19 protein-coding genes are annotated in these 18,192 nt (G+C 38.6%); 11 read left to right on the forward strand and 8 right to left on the reverse strand.

Annotated features, from left to right (window positions below; genetic code table 11):
- Both lpxD and MWU82_RS05320 read right to left on the reverse strand, forming a co-directional pair.
- Entirely contained in the window at positions 1-1,017 is a 1,017-nt protein-coding gene (gene lpxD / locus MWU82_RS05315) for a UDP-3-O-(3-hydroxymyristoyl)glucosamine N-acyltransferase (RefSeq protein ID WP_215948252.1), read from the reverse strand.
- A gap of 23 nt (positions 1,018-1,040) precedes the next feature.
- Positions 1,041-2,270 carry an HD domain-containing protein gene (locus tag MWU82_RS05320; RefSeq protein WP_247095501.1) on the reverse strand — a complete coding sequence of 410 codons (1,230 nt, stop codon included), beginning with the start codon at positions 2,268-2,270 and terminating at the stop codon, positions 1,041-1,043.
- A 37-nt stretch (positions 2,271-2,307) separates the two neighbouring features.
- On the opposite strand from MWU82_RS05320, the gene MWU82_RS05325 reads away from it, so the two are divergent.
- From MWU82_RS05325 to MWU82_RS05350, 6 genes are all read left to right on the forward strand, one after another.
- Entirely contained in the window at positions 2,308-3,852 is a 1,545-nt protein-coding gene (locus MWU82_RS05325; RefSeq protein ID WP_247095502.1) for a PglZ domain-containing protein, read from the forward strand.
- An 84-nt stretch (positions 3,853-3,936) separates the two neighbouring features.
- Positions 3,937-4,347 carry a tRNA (adenosine(37)-N6)-threonylcarbamoyltransferase complex ATPase subunit type 1 TsaE gene (gene tsaE / locus MWU82_RS05330; RefSeq protein WP_215948255.1) on the forward strand — a complete coding sequence of 137 codons (411 nt, stop codon included), beginning with the start codon at positions 3,937-3,939 and terminating at the stop codon, positions 4,345-4,347.
- A gap of 210 nt (positions 4,348-4,557) precedes the next feature.
- Positions 4,558-4,746, forward strand: coding sequence for a hypothetical protein (locus MWU82_RS05335; protein WP_247095503.1), 189 nt, complete (start codon positions 4,558-4,560; stop codon positions 4,744-4,746).
- A 92-nt stretch (positions 4,747-4,838) separates the two neighbouring features.
- Entirely contained in the window at positions 4,839-5,396 is a 558-nt protein-coding gene (locus MWU82_RS05340; RefSeq protein ID WP_215948257.1) for a hypothetical protein, read from the forward strand.
- A gap of 57 nt (positions 5,397-5,453) precedes the next feature.
- On the forward strand, positions 5,454-6,653 hold the full coding sequence (locus MWU82_RS05345; protein WP_247095504.1) for an alanine dehydrogenase: 1,200 nt from the start codon (positions 5,454-5,456) through the stop codon (positions 6,651-6,653).
- A gap of 3 nt (positions 6,654-6,656) precedes the next feature.
- Positions 6,657-7,037, forward strand: coding sequence for a DUF4258 domain-containing protein (locus MWU82_RS05350; protein ID WP_215948259.1), 381 nt, complete (start codon positions 6,657-6,659; stop codon positions 7,035-7,037).
- Here the strand turns inward: MWU82_RS05350 and MWU82_RS05355 are convergent.
- The gene (locus tag MWU82_RS05355) at positions 7,034-8,200 is read right to left on the reverse strand and encodes a proline dehydrogenase family protein (protein WP_247095505.1); all 1,167 of its coding nucleotides are present in this window, start codon (positions 8,198-8,200) and stop codon (positions 7,034-7,036) included. The two genes, MWU82_RS05350 and MWU82_RS05355, sit on opposite strands and share 4 nt — an antisense overlap.
- Before the next feature lie 92 nt (positions 8,201-8,292).
- On the opposite strand from MWU82_RS05355, the gene aroB reads away from it, so the two are divergent.
- On the forward strand, positions 8,293-9,354 hold the full coding sequence (gene aroB, locus MWU82_RS05360; protein WP_247095506.1) for a 3-dehydroquinate synthase: 1,062 nt from the start codon (positions 8,293-8,295) through the stop codon (positions 9,352-9,354).
- 120 nt (positions 9,355-9,474) lie between these two features.
- Positions 9,475-9,801 carry a hypothetical protein gene (locus MWU82_RS05365; RefSeq protein WP_247095507.1) on the forward strand — a complete coding sequence of 109 codons (327 nt, stop codon included), beginning with the start codon at positions 9,475-9,477 and terminating at the stop codon, positions 9,799-9,801.
- Here MWU82_RS05365 and MWU82_RS05370 read toward each other — a convergent pair.
- From MWU82_RS05370 to MWU82_RS05380, 3 genes are all read right to left on the reverse strand, one after another.
- Positions 9,798-10,319 (reverse strand): DinB family protein, encoded by a 522-nt coding sequence (locus MWU82_RS05370; RefSeq protein WP_215948263.1) that lies wholly within the window; start codon positions 10,317-10,319, stop codon positions 9,798-9,800. The two genes, MWU82_RS05365 and MWU82_RS05370, sit on opposite strands and share 4 nt — an antisense overlap.
- A 126-nt stretch (positions 10,320-10,445) precedes the next feature.
- Positions 10,446-10,925 carry a winged helix-turn-helix transcriptional regulator gene (locus MWU82_RS05375; RefSeq protein WP_031444145.1) on the reverse strand — a complete coding sequence of 160 codons (480 nt, stop codon included), beginning with the start codon at positions 10,923-10,925 and terminating at the stop codon, positions 10,446-10,448.
- A gap of 85 nt (positions 10,926-11,010) precedes the next feature.
- Positions 11,011-12,138, reverse strand: a complete 1,128-nt coding sequence (locus MWU82_RS05380) for a M14 metallopeptidase family protein (protein ID WP_247095508.1) — start codon at positions 12,136-12,138, stop codon at positions 11,011-11,013.
- A 303-nt stretch (positions 12,139-12,441) separates the two neighbouring features.
- Between MWU82_RS05380 and MWU82_RS05385 the strand changes: the two genes are divergently transcribed.
- The 3 genes from MWU82_RS05385 to MWU82_RS05395 are packed head-to-tail and all read left to right on the forward strand — an operon-like array spanning position 12,442 to position 14,056.
- Complete coding sequence (locus MWU82_RS05385) at positions 12,442-12,819, forward strand: helix-turn-helix transcriptional regulator (protein WP_348646977.1); 378 nt, start codon at positions 12,442-12,444, stop codon at positions 12,817-12,819.
- Positions 12,820-12,869: 50 nt separating this feature from the next.
- Positions 12,870-13,250 carry a DNA topoisomerase IV gene (locus MWU82_RS05390; RefSeq protein ID WP_247095509.1) on the forward strand — a complete coding sequence of 127 codons (381 nt, stop codon included), beginning with the start codon at positions 12,870-12,872 and terminating at the stop codon, positions 13,248-13,250.
- Positions 13,251-13,252: 2 nt separating this feature from the next.
- Positions 13,253-14,056 (forward strand): TerC family protein, encoded by an 804-nt coding sequence (locus MWU82_RS05395; protein WP_215948266.1) that lies wholly within the window; start codon positions 13,253-13,255, stop codon positions 14,054-14,056.
- Positions 14,057-14,399: 343 nt separating this feature from the next.
- Here the strand turns inward: MWU82_RS05395 and MWU82_RS05400 are convergent, their stop codons facing one another.
- The gene (locus MWU82_RS05400; protein ID WP_215948267.1) at positions 14,400-15,356 is read right to left on the reverse strand and encodes a sterol desaturase family protein; all 957 of its coding nucleotides are present in this window, start codon (positions 15,354-15,356) and stop codon (positions 14,400-14,402) included.
- Positions 15,357-15,492: 136 nt separating this feature from the next.
- Entirely contained in the window at positions 15,493-18,174 is a 2,682-nt protein-coding gene (locus tag MWU82_RS05405; RefSeq protein ID WP_247095510.1) for a DNA gyrase/topoisomerase IV subunit A, read from the reverse strand.
- Positions 18,175-18,192 lie beyond the last annotated feature (18 nt).

The raw sequence follows: 18,192 nt of genomic DNA on the forward strand, positions 1-18,192 counted from the left end.
TCAATCCTTTTTTTCAATGTGTTCTAATCTATTTACTATTTTGGGCAGATTTTTAAAATGTACATACGACTTATTATAGTCCCCATAATTTAATGCCGGGGAGCCCTGCAATATTTCATCATCCTTAACATTTCTTCCAATACCGGACTGTGCCTGTATTTTTACCCTATCGCCTATTATAATATGACCAACAATACCTACTTGCCCCCCTATTTTGCAGTATTTTCCAATTTTAGTGGATCCGGCTATCCCGGTCTGTGCGGCGATTACGGTATGTTCCCCAATTTCTACATTGTGGGCTATCTGAATTTGATTGTCCAATTTTACACCTTTTCTCAGAATGGTAGAGCCCAAGGTGGCACGATCAATGGTAGTACCCGCCCCTATATCTACATTGTCCTCCAGAATAACGTTGCCTGTCTGGGGAACAGTTATATATTCACCATTTTCGGTGGGTGCAAATCCAAAGCCATCGGCTCCCAAAACAACTCCGCTATGGACTACACAATTGTTACCGATCAGGGTTTCGGAATATATTTTGGCCCCTGCAAAGATGACCACATTATTGCCTATGGAAACATTGTCGCCTATATATACATTGGGATATATTTTTACATTGTCCCCTATCTTCACGTTATTGCCCAAATAGGAAAAAGCCCCTAAATAAAAATCCTTGCCGTGGGTAGCGGTATCCGCTCTAAAAACAGGTTCCTCAATGCCTATTTTGTTATTTTTAACCTGATTGTAATATTCCAAAAGTTTGGAAAAAGACTTGTAGGCATCATCCACTTTTATCAAGGTGGTTTCTAAATGATGATCCGGAACAAAGTCCCTGTTTACAATGGTTACAGACGCTTTTGTAGTATAAATGAACGAAGTGTATTTTGGGTTGGCCAGAAACGTAAGTGCTCCTTTTTCACCTTCTTCTATTTTCGCTAATTTATGTACAGCTATCTCTGGATTGCCCTCTACATCCCCTTCCAATATACCCGCGATTTGGCTTGCTGTAAATATCATGTGGACAAAAGTAAGAAAAATAGTTAAACGGAAACTTTAGGATAGCACATATAATATTTGGTAACGGTCTTGGACAGTGTTTTTAAATATTGTTGATCGGAGGCCTTGGCTACATCCGTAATCCTACCATTACTGCGCAGAATGTTTATATTCTGACTTTTGGAGTTATAGGCCTGGTTTTTTATTTCCCCGGAAAATACAAAATATGCCGTTTCTTCATCAGTTAATTGATGTTCGTTTTTGAAGCTTAAAAAGTGTTTGTTCAGTTTAGCTTCATTAATAGGCTTGTTTTTCAGTTTTACGTGTAATAACTTACGATTAATGATCATCTTACATAGTTTTGATAATACAAAATCGTCATGATCTTGCCAGCCTTTAATGGCCCACAAAATATCTACATCATCCAATTGGGCAAACAAATCCAATTTATCCTGTGAAAATTCTTCTTTTGGAATTTTGTTTTCCATGAAAAACTTTAGGGCACCGTTAAATTGAACATTTTTGCCCTGGGCCAACAATTCCTTTGCCCTTTGTAATATTTTTATTAAAAGCTGTTCTGCTACCAATCCGGTTTTGTGCAAATAAACCTGCCAATACATAAAGCGTCTTGCCATCAGGAACTTTTCAACCGAATATATCCCCTTCTCCTCTATCACCAATTCGCCATGTACAACATTCAACATGGTAAGGAGCCTTTCGGAATTTATATTTCCTTCCGCCACGCCAGTGTAGAAACTATCCCTTTTTAAATAATCCATCCTGTCCATATCCAGCTGACTGGAGACCAACTGGTTTAAAAATTTCTTGGGATATTGTCCTTTAAAAATGTCAATGGCCGTGCGTAATTTTCCTTTGTATTTTTCATTGAGGGCCTCCATGAACAATAAGGATATGTGTTCATGGTTAACCCCGTCCACAATACTGTGCTCCATGGCATGCGAAAAAGGTCCGTGTCCAATATCATGCAATAATATGGCGCACAAAAGTCCGTCCTCTTCTTCTTTTGAAATTTCGATGGACTTAAAGCGCAGAACCTGAATGGCCTGCTGCATTAAGTGCATACTTCCTAAAGCATGGTGGAAACGGGTATGGTGGGCACCTGGATAAACTAGATAGGATAACCCCATTTGGGAGATTCTCCTTAACCGCTGAAAATAGGGTTCAGCAATTAGATTAAAGATTAGTGCATTGGGTATTCCGATAAATCCGTAAATTGGATCATTGAAAATTTTGAGCTTATTTGATTTTATCAAAACAAGAATTCTTTACGCAGGCAAATATAAGGACTAAATGAACAAGATAACAATACTTTGGGTAGATGATGAAATAGATTTATTAAAACCGCACATCTTATTTTTAGAGGGCAAGAATTATAAAGTAATTACATGTCTAAGCGGTCGCGAGGCGTTGGATGAATTGAAGGAAACACATGTAGATATTGTTTTTTTGGATGAAAACATGCCCGGCATTTCCGGCTTGGAAACTTTGAACGAAATAAAGGTGATAAATAATTCGCTTCCGGTGGTTATGATTACCAAAAGTGAGGAGGAATTGATTATGGAAGAGGCAATTGGTTCCAAAATAGCGGATTATTTGATTAAGCCGGTAAATCCTAATCAAATTCTATTGTCCCTAAAAAAGAATCTGGACCATTCGCGCCTGGTCTCGGAAAAGACCACTGCCAACTATCAGCAGGAATTCCGGAAAATTGCTATGGAACTGGCTATGGTAAATAGCTATGAGGAGTGGGCGGAACTATATAAAAAACTTATTTCCTGGGAATTACGATTGGAGGAAATAGAGGACTCCGGAATGTTCGAAATATTGGAGTCCCAAAAAACGGAGGCAAACCAACAGTTTGGAAAATTTGTGGAAAAAAATTATCCCAGTTGGTTTACTGATAAGGACGGTCCCATTATGTCCCATACCCTCTTTGGACAATTGGTTAAACCAGAATTGAAGGATAATAAAACATTATTGGTGGTTATAGACAATTTGCGATATGATCAGTGGTTGGCTTTTGAAGACACCTTAAATTCTTTCTATAGGAAACGCAAGGAAGTACCCTATTTCAGTATTTTGCCTACGGCCACCCAATATGCAAGGAATGCAATTTTTTCAGGGCTTACGCCATTGGATATGGAGAAAAAATATCCGCAATGGTGGAGAAATGATACAGAGGAAGGGGGCAAGAATCTTTTTGAAGCGGAGTTCCTAGAAGCACAGTTAAAGCGGTTGGGGCTGGAATTGAAGTGGGATTACCATAAAATAAGCAGCTTGAAACAAGGGAAACACCTATCCCAAAATTTTAGGTCCCAGAAGGACAACGACCTTACGGTTATAGTTTACAACTTTGTGGATATGCTCTCGCATTCCAAAACGGAAATGGATGTTGTTAAGGAATTGGCCGCCAATGATAAAGCTTACCGTTCCCTAACACAGAGTTGGTTTAAAAACTCTCCCTTACTGGAAATTATACAGCAAGCACAAGGGTTGGGATTAAAATTGATCATTACTACGGACCACGGCACCATAAATGTTAAACAGCCATCCAAGGTAATCGGTGATAAGGAAACGAGTCTTAACCTGCGCTACAAAACAGGACGGAGCCTAACCTATGAAGAAAAGGATGTATTGGAAGCAAAAGATCCAAAAAAAATATTTTTGCCCAATATAAATGTTAGTAGTTCGTACATATTTGCCAAAAACGATCTGTTCTTTGCTTATCCCAATAACTATAACCATTATGTTAGTTATTACCGCAATACCTATCAGCATGGAGGGGTGTCAATGGAGGAAATGATAATTCCCTTTGTAGTTTTGGAACCCAGGTGATCACAGTTTCTGTGGCTCAAATAGAACTTCTATTTTAATAAATGGGGAATAGGATTTAACTTGCGCATATTTTAATATTTTAAAATGACTATTTCCTATAACATTTCCCAAATATCCGATGTGGCCCAACAGTTGATTGCCAAAGTTCCTTCAAAAACGCTCTGCTTTTATGGGGAGATGGGGGCCGGAAAGACTACCCTAATAAAAGCCTTGGTGAAAGAGTTGGAAGGTAGTGGCTCTACAAGCAGTCCAACTTTTGGTATTGTAAACGAATATCACAGGGAAAATGGGGAGCTGTTGGGGTATCATTTTGATTTTTACCGTTTGAACGATGAATCGGAAGCTTGGGATCTTGGTCTAGAAGAATACCTTAGCAGCGATACATGGATTTTTATGGAATGGCCAGAAAAAATAGAAGGATTACTTCCACCTACTAGAACCGAAATTAGAATTGAAATTCTGGATGAAAAAACCCGGCAACTTTCAATTATATAGTTGCTATTTAGTTTAATTTTTAAAATTCAAGAAATTTAGCCAGGGCAAATTCCATAATTCCGTTGGCCCTCCTGAAAATTAGGACGAAGGGGCAAGTTTCTGTGTCTCGACAAAATGCATGATTTCACCGATGTAATGCATGTTATGTGGTTTTTTTTTATATTTTTGTTTTTACTATAAACCCTTTATCGAACTTAAAAATTAAAAACCATGAACATTAAAAAAGTTACCCTAGGCTTTGCTTTTGCGGCATTTATTTCATTAATGAGTTTCTCCTGTACCCCTAACAGTACTGCTGAAGACGATTCATTATATGAGCAAAATATCGACATTTTAAAAATTAAGGTACCGGCAAATGGCATAGACATTTTAAAGGTAAAAGTGCCTAAAAACGGTTAACACAAACTTTTCATATTTAGATGGGCTTTTATATACTAGAAGCCCATTTTTTTTGTTATAATAGGAGTAAAACAATTTCCCACTTGACCAAAATGTTCAAACCGTTCCGCAAACTCGACCAAAGCAACAAAACAAAGAAGTCGAGAAGTCTTCTAATTGGCAGTATTGTAGCGGTTATTATTGCCTTGACCCCCTTAATATTTTATTCTTATAAATTCTTCCCTTCCGGTAGTACATTGAACCTTTATTTTTATACTTATGAAAGTAAATATCAGCTAAGTATTATTACCGTGATGTGGCTGTTTATGGCCAAATTTGTACCCCTATTGCTCCTGGTCTTATGGTTTTTTACCTGTAAACATTGGTGGTATCACGTGTTGTTAATTCCAATTGCCATGTACATCTTTCAAGCTGTTTCCTTAATTTATGAGGATCGGTTTATAGATGAAGTCGAGATATTTTGGTTGTTGCCCATCATGATAGTGATAATACCCTTTGTTTATTTTATTCGCTTAAAATTGTTTGACAAGCATGTTCTTGGCATTGATTTGGAGGCAATGGACCGGGAATTAAAGGCATATAAGGAAAAAGAGCTTAAAGAAAAGGAGCGTCTTCAAAAAGACGAAATGGCAAAAGAAAAATTATTGTAATTTTGATTTTAGATAGTTTCGATACATATCGGTATATATCTGACAGATTTACATTATATGAGCCAACATTCCTCACCGTTTAGCAAGCAGCAATTACTGCCCCAAGAAGAAACTTTGGAAATCCTAAGACAAAAAGGAGAGCTTTTTATTGGGATTCCAAAGGAAAATCAATATCAGGAAAAGAGAATTTGTCTAACACCTGACGCCGTAAATGCAATTACGGCCAATGGACACAGGATTTTAATTGAATCCGGAGCTGGTGATGGTGCCAATTATTCCGATGTGGATTACACCAATGCCGGGGGCGAAATAACCAGGGATACCAAGAAAGTTTTTGCCTGTCCCATAATTTTGAAGGTAGAGCCTGCTACCTTGCAGGAGATCCAGTTTATCAATCCACAATCTACCATCATTTCGGCTCTTCAGATCAAGACCCAAAGTAAGAAGTATTTTGAGGAACTGGCCAAAAAGAGGATAACTGCTATTGCCTTCGAATATATTAGGGACGACGATGGTAAATATCCAGCGGTTCGCTCCCTGAGTGAAATAGCGGGGATATCTTCGGTATTGATAGCCTCTGAAATTATGGCGGCCACCAACAAAGGCAATGGCCTTATGTTTGGAAATATAAGTGGTGTTCCCCCAGTGGAGGTTGTGATCATAGGGGCGGGCACTGTGGGAGAATTTGCTGCAAGATCGGCTATAGGACTAGGGGCCAATGTAAAGGTTTTTGATAATTCCATTACAAAATTGCGGAGTATTCAGACCAATTTAAGGCAGACCGTTTACACCTCTACCATTCAGCCTAAAAATTTATTGAAGGCATTAAAGCGTTGCGATGTGGCTATTGGTGCAACCCGGGGAAAAGACAGATCGCCCGTTGTAGTAAGTACTACCATGATGGAGCAAATGAAGAAAGGGGCGGTAATTATCGACGTGAGTATTGATATGGGCGGATGTTTTGAATCTAGTGAGGTTACCACCCATGACAAACCTATAAAGGTTAAAAATGGGGTATTGCATTATGGAGTGCCCAATATTCCTTCAAGATATCCAAAAACAGCTTCCATTTCCATTAGTAATATTTTTACTCCTTATTTACTAAAGATTGGGGAAGATGGCGGTTTTGAAAATGCCTTGCGATTTGATAAGGGGCTGCGCAACGGTCTATATCTGTATCATGGTATACTGACCAATAAATCTGTTGGCGAGTGGTTCGACCTCTCATACAGCGATATTAATTTTCTTATTTTTTAATTTATGGCATTTTTAAAGCGTTTGGGCTTCTTTCTTTTTGGATTATCTATTGGCTTGGTTTTTTTGACGATTTTTCTAAAGAAAAAATCACAGGAAACGGGTACTGAATTCTGCTATTTCCCTAATTGTAGGACGCTAAAGGATATCAGATCCAAGCAAATTTCCTATTCGGACGCCATTGTTCAACTAATGCAAGAAAGGGAATTGGACAGTACCGATATAAACGGTTTTTTATATAATGGAGAAGTGGACTTTGGTGCAAGCGAAACCAAGACCAAGCCGTGTAAAACTTATTATATTGAAGGTATGTTAAAAGATAGAACGGCGATCTTGAAAGTGAAAAACTGTTCAGAAAAGGCCGTCATAGAGAGTGTTGCTTTTTAAATTTTTCTTCGCTTCCGTTCTTTTTTCAATAAGGTGAGTTCCCGGCTGGTTTGACCCGCTACAGAGGTGTTTTCTTCGGCCCGTCTAATTAAATAGGGCATAACGTCCTTGACCGGTCCAAATGGGAGGTATTTGGCTACATTATATCCTTCTTTTGCCAGATTAAAGGATATATGGTCACTCATGCCATAAAGTTGTCCAAACCAAATTCTCGGGTCGTTGTGCTTAATATCTCCGGCTTCCATTTGTTCCATTAAACGGTAACTACTTATTTCATTGTGGGTTCCTGCGAACAGGGACATGGTGTCCAAATTATCCACCATATAAGCTACTACATTGTCGAAATTTTCATCGGTGGCCTTTTTGGATGCGCAGATCGGGGATGGATACCCTTTTTCCTCGGCCCTGTCGTTTTCTTTTTCCATATAGGCTCCACGGACTACTTTCATCCCTATAAAATAATTGTTTTTTATGGCGTCCTTATGGAGTCTTTTTAGGTAGTCCAGCCGGTCCCATCTATAGGTTTGTAGGGTGTTGAAAACAATGGCCTTCTTTTGGTTGTATTTCCGCATCATGGCTTCGACCAGTTCATCCGCTGCTCCCTGCATCCAACTTTCCTCACCATCTATCAAAATAGAAACTTCCAAGTCATGAGCTTTTTTGCAGACCTTGTCGTACCTATTTACCACGCGTTGCCATTCTGCTTTTTCCTCTTGGTTAAGGCTCTGGCCTTCCGTTATCTTTTGATAAAGTTTAAAACGTCCAAAACCGGTAGGTTTAAAGACAATGAAAGGTATTGCGGCATTTTCTTTAACAAAATCCAAGGTTCTCAAGGCTTTTTCATAACAGGAATCCAGCTGGTTCTCTACTTCTTGCCCCTCCACAGAATAATCCAAAATAGTGCTTACCCCCTTTTCAAACATTTTATCGGCTACCACTAAACACTCTTCCTCGTTTACCCCGCCACAGAAATGATCAAAAACACTGGCCCGGATAAGTTTTTCAACAGGCAAGTGTGCCTTTATGGCAAAGTTGGTTACAGCAGTACCTATTTTAACCAGGGGTTCGTTTGCGATGAGTTTGAATAAAAAATATGCTCTTTCTAGTTCTGAGTCGGTTTTAAGTGCAAATGCCGTTGCCGTATCCTCAAAAATTTCCTTCATTCCTATGAATTTATTAAGGATTCAAATATAAGTACAGATTTTATATTCTTATCATATAAAATAATGTTTATTTTGCCGTAAATAAATCAATAATGAATTCTATTACGACACCCTCCTACTCTGTTCATTTTAACGAAAAGGCCTATGTGGCCCTCAATAATCATTTGGCAAAATCCAACTACTCCAAAATATTTATTCTGGTTGATGAAAATACCCATAATTGCTGCCTGCCAATTTTTATGTCGAAAATTGAAGGTGAATACGATTTTGAGATTATTGAAATAGAAGAGGGTGAAATCAATAAGAACATAGCCACCTGTACACAGGTCTGGGAAGTTTTGTCCGAATTGGATGCAGACCGAAAAAGCGCAATGATAAACCTTGGCGGTGGTGTAGTTACAGATCTTGGAGGCTTTGTGGCTTCCTGTTTTAAGAGGGGTATAGATTTTATCAACGTGCCTACTACCCTCTTGTCTATGGTAGATGCCTCCGTTGGGGGGAAAACAGGAGTTGATCTTGGCCCTCTAAAGAATCAGGTTGGGGTTATTAATCAACCCCAAATAGTGGTGGTGGATACCGATTTTCTAAATACGTTGGACCAAAGACAATTAAATAGTGGTTATGCCGAAATGCTCAAGCACGGTCTTATTACCGATGCAGCCTATTGGGAGGCCTTAAAAGGTCTTACAGGTTTTGACGATTTGGATGAATATATCCTTAGGTCGGTAGCCATAAAAAATGAAGTGGTACAACAGGACCCCACAGAACAGCATCTTAGAAAAATCTTAAATTACGGACATACCTTAGGGCATGCCGTAGAATCCTATTTCTTGGAAAGCAAAGAACACCAGCTACTATTGCATGGGGAAGCTATTGCTGTTGGAATGATACTGGAAGGCTATCTTTCCTATAAATTGACAGGCCTAAGTAAGAGTGACTTGGAGGATATTAAGGCAACCTTTCTAGGGAGGTACAAAAAAGTAGATTTTGAACAGAAGGATATCGATACCATTCTAACCTTATTGAAATTTGACAAGAAAAACTCTCATGGTAATGTCAATTTTGTTTTGTTGAAAAGAATAGGTGAACCCGCGATTGACATAAAAGTAACCCCCGAATTACTGGAAGAATCTTTTGCTTACTACGCTGAATAAAGGATACGTATACTATAATTACCACTTTTACAACTCTTTATGGGGTTGATTGGGAAAATTATATAGTTTAGGTAGTGTAAATAACCGCCCTTATTTTTTTTGGGGAATAAACCAACTGCTATGTTACGTAAACTTGTAGATTACAAAAAACTGAGTCATGAAGTGGCTGCACGCCTAATAGAAATGTATCCCTATGGCTATGGAGATGAAGACATTATTATGTTCAAAAATATCCATGGAGAAATTATTGAAGCCGTGGAAGTAAAAACAGAGGATACTATTTATCTCGTAAAGATCAGTAAAAGTCTGGCCAGTTTTATTTCAAACTTCGAGGATAATATGGAAAAGGAATTGGATGATCAGCCGGAATCCGAAATCTTCGATTCGCCTTCGGATGAAATGGAGCTCGAATTAAACCACGAAGAGGAGGAATCTAAATTGGATTAAGCCTGCAGATATCTATGGAGAATAATCTGTTGATGGTGTTTAAGATGCCCACAGATTACAAATCCCAGGGTTCCTACGGTCCATTCAATATTACTGGCTGTCCCAGTACGGGAAAGATCTTCATTTTTTAAATTAAGGAACAGGGTAATGGATGCCTCCCTAACGGCCTTAAATTCTGCAATTAGGCTGTCCTTGTCCCTAGTGTTGGCATTGGAGTGCTTAACAAATAAGTCCTGGTCAAAACCGGGCAAAGGTGTTTTGTCATTTCGCAGGAAGCGCAGGGCCCTATATTGAAAAACACGTTCGGCATCAATAATATGTAAAATTACTTCCGCAATGGTCCATTTGCCTATTTCGTAGGTGCTATGTAATTTATTGTCGGGAATGTTTTTGATAAAATTTGCAAACTCTGTTTTTCCATTGACCAATAAAACCTTTAATTCGCTATCGTCCAATACGGATAAATAAGTTCCATAAAACTGATCGTATGCTTCTTTGGGTAGATCGGATTTTCTCATTTTGTAAATAATAAAAGTTTGCTCTGAGCAGAATATGCCTTCTTTGCTCCCACCTTCTTAAAAACAAAAAAATCCCAAACAAAAACTGCTTGGGACCTTTTACATTTTCTTGCCTTTAAGAATTAATTACATTTCGTTGAAGATCGTATGCATAAGACGTTTTTTGTCGTTGATGCTTTCTTCCAATGAAATCATGGTCTCTGTCCTATCGATACCGTCAATATCATCTATTTTAAAAATAATATTTTTAGCATGATTGGTATCCTTTGCTCGTATTTTACAGAAGATATTAAATTTCCCTGTAGTGATATGGGCTACGGTAACATTTGGAATTTGATTTAATCGCTCCAGCACAAACTTGGTCTGATGCGTTTTTTCCAAAAATATACCAACATATGCGATAAAGGCATAACCTAGTTTAACATAATCCAATGTTAATGATGATCCTTTGATAATGCCGGCTTCCTCCATTTTCTTTACACGAACATGAACAGTCCCTGCAGATATCAGAAGCTTTTTTGCTATATCGGTAAATGGTGTTCTGGTATTGTCAATTAACATGTCCAGAATTTGGTGGTCTATTTCGTCTAATTTTACTTTACCCATTAGTGTTTTATTTAAATGCAAAAATAATAAAATATCGAATTAAATGTAATGAATACATTGTTTTTTTATGAAAACCGTAACATTTTTAGATTTTTTGAAAAAATATTCCATTGGAGTTGAGTAGGTCGACCAGGTCAGGATTGTTTTTAAGCTCCGTTAAGTCCTTAGAATAAAGGCAATTATATGTTTTGTGACCAAATTTACCTTGCAAATCACCTATTTCTTCCAATTTCCCTTTGAATTCAATCTTTCCGTTTGTCAAAGTTTCTACAAATAGTATAGCCGCACTACTGCCTAATTCGTACTTGGATTCAAGAAGGTGGATATTCTTTATTATAACATCAAAAAATAATTTGTTGTTGTCAGGAATATCAAAATAGGAATCCCTGTTGAATTGGTCGATGGTTCCCTTTGAAATTACCTCAATGGCCTTGAGCATGGCGGTAAAAATATATTTTCTTGTTTCTTCCCTGTCATAATCTCCGGGAAAATGACCCGACTCGAATAATATAGTAGGGATATTCAACATTTGAAATGTATCGCCAACACAGTTGCTGTTAAATCCGTCATCATATCTTCCCATCTGACCAGGAATAAACTTTTGCAATTCTTCGTTCATGGCAACAATCAGCTGCATGCTGATCCCCCTGGTTGTGGATATACTGCGTTCGGGGTCATGGGCAGGTGCCAAAAAAGAAACCGTTGCGGGCTTTGGAGTATTTCCTACATTAAAAATTGTGCGTTGGTCATGTAGGTTAAAACAATAGTTGGGTTTAAAATCCTCGTATATTTTTCTTAACACCACGCTTTCAGGTTGGGTTCGTTCCTGGGCATCCCGGTTTAAATCCACTTCGTTGGCGTTGACCCTAGTGTAGGCAATGGCTCCATCCGGATTTAATATAGGGACAATTTTAAGGGTACAGTCCTTTAAAATGAAACTGGCCAGATCTGAATCCGATTTTAAAAAATTTATTAAATCCAAAACAGCTTTTGTTGTAGTGGATTCGTTTCCGTGCATTTGGGACCACATCAAAATTTTCAAATCCCCCTTACCTAGCACTATACTTTTTATAGCTCGTCCTTCAACCGATAATCCCTCGGTTTTAACTGTAAAATCTTTGGCGACAGTATTTAGAAATGGGGCAATGTCCTTATCGGTAACGTATCTCCCTGTTATCGTTACTTCCTTTATATCCTTATAATTTAACGGCATGCGATAGTCTCTGGTTTTGTTTGAACCGTGCAAAGGTAGTATCAAAAAGTTTTACATTTGTAAACTATAAATGTTACAAATGTAAATCAAAAATGGGTATGAAAAACTGTCGATATTGGAACTAATTTGAGTCTTTGGACATAAAATATACCTTGTCTATTATTAAAATACATGTTATTATTATTCAAGTTTATTAGTACAGTTACCTAAAGTGTTAGATTAATAATTATAGCTCTAAAAGGTGGTGCTCGTTATTAGACTTTGACAGTTTTTAATTACTTTTGTGAATATAAATTTACAATTGTGAATACTCCTGATTTTATAAATAGAATAGATCAAATTTTGAAGTTCCATGATTTATCCGCTTCTGTGTTTGCAGACACCATAGGTGTTCAGCGATCCAGTATCTCCCATCTTTTAGCGGGCAGAAATAAACCCAGTCTGGAATTTGTTCTTAAGGTCATTACCTCTTTTCCGGATGTTGATCTGTATTGGCTGTTGTTCGGTAAGGGCTCTTTTCCCAAGAAATCCAAACCGGCCCCTAGTGTGGAATCCGATTCGAAAGCGGTTGTAAAGAATGAAGTGCCTATAAGTGCTTTATCACAGACCCAGGCCATAGATAAAATTGTTATTTTTTATTCTGACGGAAGTTTTAAATCCTATTCGGAAAAAGGAGGTTGAATTATTAGTTTTTTAGGTGATTTCAGCATCAAATTTCTTTATTTTGTAGCATGACTAAAAACATGACTTTAGGGGTGGTGCTACTCTTGTTGGTGGTATGCTCTTGTTATCAACCTGAACGCAATTGCGCCAATTTTAAAAACGGAAAATTTTCCTTTACCGCAGAGGTTAACGGGGAGGAACTTACTACAACATTTGTGAGGAACGATAGTATTGAATTGGATTATTTTCAGGGAAGGGTTGATACCTCCTCGGTTAGATGGATAAATGATTGTGAGTACATCGTTAAAAAACTTCATCCTAAGAATATGGCCGAGGAGAAATCAATTCATATGAAGATTTTGTCTACTAGCGATAATTCGTATAAATTTGAATACAACGTTGTTGGCAGTACCAAAAAATCCAAGGGAACCGCAATTAAAATTGAGTAGCTATGTTTGAAATCTTATCGACTCCGGATGCTTGGGTAGCGTTGGTTACCCTAACCTTTTTGGAGATTGTCTTGGGAATAGATAATATTATCTTCATCTCTATAATCGCCAACAAACTACCCCGAAAACTGCAGGCCAAAGCAACTAATCTAGGGCTGCTTTTGGCTATGGTGCAAAGGATCATATTGTTGTTTGCCGTTTCTTTCTTAATAGGGCTTAAAAATCCGTTTTTCTATATAGAGAGCTCGTGGGTTTATTTGGGGATTAGTGGTCAGGCATTGATCTTGTTTTTTGGGGGGCTGTTTCTATTGTATAAGAGCACCTCTGAAATTCATGAAAAAATAGAAATGCCCGACCATGATGAGAATCAAGTTAGTGCCAAGGGTATTACCAGCTTGTCCAGTGCCATTGTACAGATTATCCTGATCGACTTTATTTTTTCTATAGATTCCATCCTTACTGCGGTGGGTATGACCAATGGTATTGGTAACAAGCCGGGGGATGCATTATTGCTTATGATCATAGCTGTCGTTATTTCCATTATCATCATGATGGTCTTTGCTAATCCAATACGACAATTTATAAGTGCCCACCCGTCTATGCAGATTCTGGCACTTTCCTTTTTGATACTTATCGGATTCATGTTGATTATGGAGGCAGCGCATTTGAGTCACGCTAAATTTTTCGGCAATGAAGTAGGTGCAATTCCTAAGGGCTACCTTTATTTTGCTATAGCCTTCTCTTTATTTGTGGAATTTCTCAATATTCGAATGCAAAAGAATAAGTCTTCGGAAGTAAAGGAATAAGGGTCTTGGTCGTAGCGGATTCTTTTTTTGTTATGCTTTGTTTCCTTTGTAGTTCGATTTAAAAACAATTATTTAGGGGTTAGGTTTCGACTGTTTGGATACGGGTAATTTCTGGTAATGTAATAGTTGTTGCAACGTAGGTTCGCGAAGGATTGAGGTAATTCTATGGGCGCTGTAGGAAGGCAATGTTATTGTTATTCATCTTATATAACATGCGTTCCAATAATTTCTTAAAGCTTTTTGGGTGATAGGTTTCGTTGATCAGTCCCTTAAATTATTTATAAGGTGGCAAGTAGTGCCATTGATCCATAGGTCTAACGAAATGTGTGTAAGATGTAATGTGTTAATTGGGTCGACTAAAGGCTACCTCTGGATTTGAAGTTTTTTGCTGCTTAAACAGTCGCTGTTGCTGTTTCACGGTAAGTGTGCTTCCGTCCGGACTCCATCCTGGAGGGCCAAAAATATACATTAGGGCGTGTGATAGTTTTTTTGATTTCTTAACGTCATTGTAAATATCCTTAAACTCGTGTGTTAGGATAACTACTGGATTGTGGGAATTGGGTGCGTGAATAACCCCGTATTTAACATCAATATCATCATCCAGCTCTTTCCAAGTTCCAAACATTTTGTCGAAAATATTCAAGAAACCGCCGTGATTTTTGTCTAGATATTCTACATTTTGGGCATGGTGCACTTGGTGCATGGTGTGGGTATTGAATATTTTTTCAATAAATCCCATCTTTGGGATGTAGACAGAATGTAATTGAAATTGCCATAAGGCTTCAATTCCTAGGCATACAACTACCATTTCTGGAGGAAAACCTATGGCTGGGAGCCACATGTAAAAGAGGGGCTTGTATAAAATGGTGAACCATCCGTTACGAACGGCTGTCCCTAAATTGAAATTGTCCGAGGAGTGGTGTACTATATGAGCAGCCCATAAAATACGAACCTCATGATTGGCCCTGTGGAACCAATAATATGTAAAATCGTCCGCTAGCTGGCAAAGGAGCCAAACATACCAAGCGTATCCAAAAGATTCATATCCAAGAATGTTGGTCCTTACCCCGTCGGTAATTGGATTGAACAATTCATAGGTAAATTCAAATATTACAATTGCGGATATAACCTTGATCAAAGGTGCTATTATGGCCGAACCAACACCCATAAATCCGCTCGCGGCCAAATCTTTCCAATCATATAAATGATCGTCGCCATGTGTTTTGCTATAAGTAAGTTCCAGTAAAATGAAAGCTATAAAACAAGGAACTCCATATACCAGGGGGTTGGTAAAATCCATATAAAAAAATCAATTTGTGCAAATATAGGCTATTCTTGGGGTATTTCCTTAAGGAATTAACCCAATTAACCATTAATTAATACAATTAAAAAGGGTGTTAGCTTTTATATTATCTTGCAGATACCCTTGAAAAGTCTTAAAAAAGTGTTGTCTGTCCTTCGTCATCCTCTTTGTCCGAGTTCTTTTCCTTCTTTGGTTCTTGTTCGCTTGTTCCGGTTTTTGGGGAATCCGCCTTTTGGTCCTCCTTGGCTTCTATGTTCTCTTCGTCTATAACCTCAATTTCACTAGTTTCGTTTTCTTTGGGTTCTTCAAAAGGAAGTGGGTCCAGGGCATTTATGTTCTTCACCTTGTCCGAAGTTAGTTGATTGCCTAAAGCTTTTATTCCCTTAACCGATATAAAATCCTCTAAATCAATTATTTGATTAGGTTTAACATCCTTGCCTCTTGGTTTTGAAAATTCAATTTCAACAACGGGTCGCCAATCGGTAGAAACGAGTTCCAAGAACGATTTTGGGTGTTCCGAAATAAACAATTCCTCCTTGTTTTCGTTCTCGATCATAAAACGTTTTACATAGTAGCGGTCTTTTTCCCCTTCATAGTATATGGCAGATAATGGCTTGTTGGGATTCCATTTTTCCAGAACAACCATGTCTTCATCGAAATGGGTGGAAAGGTTGGGGATAAAAGTTTTTGCAACCCCTTTTTGGGTGACGACCAATAGCATATCGTCTCCCTTAAATTCTCCAAGGAGTTCTCCGCGGCCATCCACATTAAGTCTTCTAACTATTTCGTCGAACCAAATTTTTCTCGGCTTTAGGGTGGAAACCCCTTTTTCTTTTAGCTCAATGCGTTTTACCGAGTATTTGGTGACAATATTTCCTTTGGAGGCTCTTCCTTTTATCAGTACGTCGGCGAAATCTATATCCCACTTTAACTTCTTTACGCTGCCCACCTGTCTTAAAAGGACGGTGATTACTTCGGCCTCCCCATTGGGATTGGCTGAAAAATAAAGGACTTCGGATTGTGGTTTGCCGTTTGTAAGGTCGTAAGGTTTGTCCCTGGTAACCCCCGTTACGCTGAATCGTTTAATGTAACTGGCTCCGCCCTTGCCGTCTTTGTAGATCATGTTGTAAATGGTCCGTTTGTCTTTTTTCTTGAATACGGCCACGTGAATAATGTTCTTGCCTACAAAAATTTTGGAGTCTACCTTGGCAATCATCATTTTACCTTCCCTGGTGAAAACAATAATGTCGTCAATGTCGCTACAATCGGTTACATACTCATCCCGTTTTAAGGAGGTGCCAACAAATCCCTCCTCGCGGTTTACGTATAATTTTGTGTTTCTTATAACCACCTTGGTGGCTTCGATGTCGTCAAAAATCCTAATTTCCGATTTTCGCTCCCGTCCCTTTCCGTATTTTTCCTTTAGGGACTTGAAATAGTTTATGGCAAATTCGATCAGATTGGCCAAATGGTGTTTTACCTCAGCGATCCTTTCTTCAAGACTATCCAAATATTGTTGGGCCTTGTCCAAATCGAACTTGGAGATTCTTTTGATCCTAATTTCTGTAAGTCGGACAATATCGTCTTCGGTAACCTTTCTTTTTAAATGGGTCGTATGTGGAGCAAGGCCTTTGTCTATAGCTGCAATAACGCCTTCCCAAGTCTCTTCCTCTTCAATATCCCGGTAAATCCTATTCTCTATAAAGATGCGCTCAAGGGAAGCAAAATGCCACTGTTCCTCCAGTTCTCCCAGTTGTATTTCCAATTCGGCCTTTAGAAGTTCCACGGTATAATCTGTGGAGCGTTGCAGCATCTCTGTGACTCCTATAAAAAGAGGTTTGTTGTCTTCTATAATACAGCCCAATGGGGAAATGGATGATTCGCAGGAGGTAAAGGCGTATAGGGCATCTATGGTTTTATCCGGAGAAAGTCCTGATGGTAGATGTACCAATATTTCTACTTCCGCAGCGGTATTGTCCTCAATTTTCTTGATTTTTATCTTTCCCTTTTCGTTGGCTTTTAGGATGGAATCTATTAAAGAAGAGGTGTTGGTACCGTATGGTATTTCTCTGATTACCAATGTGTTCTTGTCTAACTGCTGTATCTTGGCCCTGACCCTGATCTTACCTCCTCTTAATCCGTCGTTATAGTTGCTTACGTCTATTATACCGGAGGTGGGGAAGTCTGGGTAAATGGTGAATTTTTGTCCTTTAAGATGTTTTATGGAGGCTTCGATAAGTTCAATAAAATTGTGTGGCAGGACCTTTGTGGAGAGTCCTACCGCGATGCCCTCTGCTCCTTGTGCCAGTAAAAGGGGAAATTTAACCGGGAGATTTACAGGTTCTTTTTTTCTGCCGTCATAGGAGAGTTGCCATTCTGTAATTTTTGGGCTAAATACCACTTCAAGGGCAAACTTTGTCAATCGGGCCTCAATATAACGGGATGCAGCTGCACTATCGCCCGTTAAGATGTTTCCCCAGTTACCTTGGGTGTCAATCAAGAGGTCTTTTTGTCCAATTTGTACCATGGCGTCCGCAATACTCGCATCACCGTGGGGGTGGTACTGCATGGTATGGCCTACAACGTTGGCTACTTTGTTGTATCGGCCGTCGTCCAATTCCTTTAATGCGTGCATTATCCTTCGCTGAACAGGTTTGAATCCGTCCTCTATTGCGGGTACTGCGCGCTCCAGAATAACATAGGAAGCGTAATCTAAAAACCAGTCTTTGTACATCCCCGTAACCTTGGTAAGGGTATCCTGGGTTTCTTCTTGGTTTTCTTTTGGTACTTCGTTCAGTTCTTCATTCTCTTCCATAAAGAAAGATTCGTATTA

This window comes from Arenibacter sp. S6351L (genome assembly GCF_023016025.1).
Classification (GTDB): Bacteria; Bacteroidota; Bacteroidia; order Flavobacteriales; family Flavobacteriaceae; genus Arenibacter; species Arenibacter algicola_B.

Bases quoted from the DNA above. Each gene is read 5' to 3' on its own strand.
- lpxD (WP_215948252.1), bottom strand. From the start codon at position 1,017: ATGATATTTACAGCAAGCCAAATCGCGGGTATATTGGAAGGGGATGTA.
- MWU82_RS05325 (WP_247095502.1), top strand. From the start codon at position 2,308: ATGAACAAGATAACAATACTTTGGGTAGATGATGAAATAGATTTATTA.
- tsaE (WP_215948255.1), top strand. From the start codon at position 3,937: ATGACTATTTCCTATAACATTTCCCAAATATCCGATGTGGCCCAACAG.
- MWU82_RS05335 (WP_247095503.1), top strand. From the start codon at position 4,558: ATGAACATTAAAAAAGTTACCCTAGGCTTTGCTTTTGCGGCATTTATT.
- MWU82_RS05340 (WP_215948257.1), top strand. From the start codon at position 4,839: ATGTTCAAACCGTTCCGCAAACTCGACCAAAGCAACAAAACAAAGAAG.
- MWU82_RS05345 (WP_247095504.1), top strand. From the start codon at position 5,454: ATGAGCCAACATTCCTCACCGTTTAGCAAGCAGCAATTACTGCCCCAA.
- MWU82_RS05350 (WP_215948259.1), top strand. From the start codon at position 6,657: ATGGCATTTTTAAAGCGTTTGGGCTTCTTTCTTTTTGGATTATCTATT.
- MWU82_RS05355 (WP_247095505.1), bottom strand. From the start codon at position 8,200: ATGAAGGAAATTTTTGAGGATACGGCAACGGCATTTGCACTTAAAACC.
- aroB (WP_247095506.1), top strand. From the start codon at position 8,293: ATGAATTCTATTACGACACCCTCCTACTCTGTTCATTTTAACGAAAAG.
- MWU82_RS05365 (WP_247095507.1), top strand. From the start codon at position 9,475: ATGTTACGTAAACTTGTAGATTACAAAAAACTGAGTCATGAAGTGGCT.
- MWU82_RS05370 (WP_215948263.1), bottom strand. From the start codon at position 10,319: ATGAGAAAATCCGATCTACCCAAAGAAGCATACGATCAGTTTTATGGA.
- MWU82_RS05375 (WP_031444145.1), bottom strand. From the start codon at position 10,925: ATGGGTAAAGTAAAATTAGACGAAATAGACCACCAAATTCTGGACATG.
- MWU82_RS05380 (WP_247095508.1), bottom strand. From the start codon at position 12,138: ATGCCGTTAAATTATAAGGATATAAAGGAAGTAACGATAACAGGGAGA.
- MWU82_RS05390 (WP_247095509.1), top strand. From the start codon at position 12,870: ATGACTAAAAACATGACTTTAGGGGTGGTGCTACTCTTGTTGGTGGTA.
- MWU82_RS05395 (WP_215948266.1), top strand. From the start codon at position 13,253: ATGTTTGAAATCTTATCGACTCCGGATGCTTGGGTAGCGTTGGTTACC.
- MWU82_RS05400 (WP_215948267.1), bottom strand. From the start codon at position 15,356: ATGGATTTTACCAACCCCCTGGTATATGGAGTTCCTTGTTTTATAGCT.
- MWU82_RS05405 (WP_247095510.1), bottom strand. From the start codon at position 18,174: ATGGAAGAGAATGAAGAACTGAACGAAGTACCAAAAGAAAACCAAGAA.